This is a genomic window from Ralstonia sp. VS2407 (genome assembly GCF_052950655.1).
The window spans coordinates 1-605 of record NZ_JBRFVG010000082.1 but is presented as its reverse complement, the minus strand read 5'-3'; the positions used below and the strand labels follow the sequence as shown (position 1 = coordinate 605).

Sequence of the window (605 nt, the reverse complement as noted above, 5' to 3'; positions counted from 1 at the left end):
CTCCAACGTGATCGGCGCGTGGCAGCAGGACCGCTGGTCGAACGGCGGCGCGCACGGGCTCGTCGCCGGCTATTCGTTCGACGGCGGCCTCACGTGGAAACAGACGAACCTGCCGTTCAGCGCATGCGCGGGCGGCCTCGCGTACGAGCGCGCGTCCGATCCGTGGGTGTCGATCGGGCCCGACGGCACCGCGTATTCGGTGTCGATCTCGTTCAACCAGTCGAACAACAGCAACGCGGTCGCGGCGTCGGTCTCGACGGACGGCGGCCAGACCTGGAGCGCGCCGACACTGCTCATCGCCGACAACGAGCCGACCACGCAGTTCTTCAACGACAAGGAATCGGTGAGCGCGAACCCGACGAAGGCCGGCACCGCGTACGCGGTATGGGACCGGCTCGAGCAACCGACCGGCAACCCGCACGCGAACCTGCACACCGCCGCGTCTCGCGGGCCGAGCTACTTTTCGAAGACCGTCGACGGCGGCAAGACATGGAGCGCGCCGAGCGTGATCGTCGACGTGCCGTCCCGCCAGCAGACGATCGGCAACCAGATCGTCGTCGATCGCAAGACGGGCACGCTGTACGATTTCTTCGACCTGATCCAGC

General features: G+C 67.3%; 1 pseudogene. It reads left to right on the top strand.

Features of this window, described 5'->3' with window-relative positions:
• Positions 1-605 (top strand): annotated as a pseudogene (locus ACU8YE_RS23955) (exo-alpha-sialidase); the annotation flags it as partial.